Here is a 1641-nt window from a genome sequence, read left to right on the forward strand (position 1 = left end):
ACCGTCACTTTAGCCGGATGCTTGGAAAGGGCATTGGCAATCTGCTCCGCTGCCAACACCAAACCGCCCGGCGTGTGGAGAATCAGATCTATTGGGACGTTATCATCTGTCATCTTAATCGCCCGCAGAACCTGTTCTGAATCGTCAATATCAATATAGCGTGCCAATGGAAAACCCAGGAAGGACATACTCTCCTGGCGATGGATGAGCGCAATCACGCGTGAACCACGCTTCTCTTCAATCTTTCGCATCAACTGTAAACGGTGGGTCTCAATGATTTTTTGGCGAAAAAGCGGAGCAACAGAAGAGATAATCAGAAAGAGCCAAAACAGGTTGAGTAAGTCCATAGGGCCTCCTTGTGAAGTCACCAGGGATAGTATTCATCCAGATACCAGCGCCGCGGGCGACGCCCATAACTAAATGGTCGAGCGACAATCAGCCCATAAACAAAGCCACCAATGTGCGCCCACCAGGCAATACCTCCCGCCGCTGCTCCAGCAGGCAGGGCTAACGCCAACAACCCCGAGAACAACTGGGAGATGAACCAGAATCCAAGATAAACCACCGCCGGAATGTTGACAAACCAGGGCATCCAGAAGACCGGCACAAAGGTGATTACCTGAGCATGAGGGAAAAACAGGAAATACGCCCCCAACACGGCGGCAATGGCACCACTGGCCCCAATCGAAGGAACGTTAGGCGCACCACCGAAAAACATCTGCATCAGACCGGCAAAGATACCCCCTAGCAGGTAGTAAATCAAATAGCGCCCTGAACCGAGGCGATCCTCAACGTTATCCCCAAAAATATAGAGCGTCCACATGTTGCTTAAAAAGTGCACCCATCCCCCATGTAAGAACATGTGGGTAAGCAACGGATACCAGGTTAGAGGATTGACCAAGGAGAATTTGGCCGGCACCAACCCAAAAACGCGGATGAAGCGCTCAAGCCCCAAGGGCGAAAGACTCATCTCAAACAGAAAAACCAGGGTATTTAAAATAATGATCGTCCAGTTGACGATGGGAAACGACCGTGAGCGAACGGTATCTTTAATGGGAAACATAAAACCTCCAGACGACCTCTCAACGATATTATACTCAACCTCGCCTGCGGTCAGGTTCTTACTCGACCTCTAAATTATGTTATCATCGGCACTGATGCACACTCAGGATGTGCCCCGCATCAATCAAGCCAACCGACATATTGCCCGCGCCGCTACAACCATCATGGTGGCATTTCTGCTCAGCAACTTGATGGGGCTGGTGCGGGGTATCCTCATTTATCGCACGTTCGGCACCAGCGCCGCACTGGATTCGTTCAACGCAGCCAACCGCATCGCTGAGATGCTCTTCAACCTGATGGCCGGCGGCGCTTTGGGATCAGCCTTCATCCCCACGTTTACGGCATTGCTTACCCAAGACGACCGTGATCAGGCGTGGCGCCTGGCTTCGGCTATCTTCAACTGGCTCATCCTGATCCTGGGGTTGATCAGTCTGCTCGTGGCTCTCTTTGCGCCTCAGGTCGTTCGGCATGGGCTATTCCTGCTGGCCCCGGGTCAAGATCCGGGCCAAGAGGCCCTTACCACCCACCTCTTACGTATCCTTTTACTCACCGTCCCCATTTTTGGCATCAGCGGTCTGG

The 1641-nt window shown here is 52.5% G+C and carries 3 protein-coding genes; 1 reads left to right on the forward strand and 2 read right to left on the reverse strand.

Features of this window, described 5'->3' with window-relative positions; all coding sequences use genetic code 11:
• Together AC01YT_RS13625 and AC01YT_RS13630 are read right to left on the reverse strand one after the other, a co-directional pair.
• The coding region (locus tag AC01YT_RS13625) for an SDH family Clp fold serine proteinase (RefSeq protein WP_476676299.1) at positions 1-347 on the reverse strand (347 nt) is incomplete at its 3' end.
• Between the two features lie 17 nt (positions 348-364).
• Positions 365-1063, reverse strand: coding sequence for a rhomboid family intramembrane serine protease (locus tag AC01YT_RS13630; RefSeq protein ID WP_424912136.1), 699 nt, complete (start codon positions 1061-1063; stop codon positions 365-367).
• A gap of 76 nt (positions 1064-1139) precedes the next feature.
• On the opposite strand from AC01YT_RS13630, the gene AC01YT_RS13635 reads away from it, so the two are divergent.
• On the forward strand, positions 1140-1641 hold a 502-nt coding region (locus AC01YT_RS13635; RefSeq protein WP_476676302.1), incomplete at its 3' end, for a lipid II flippase MurJ.

It is taken from the genome of Thermanaerothrix sp. (assembly GCF_056331585.1).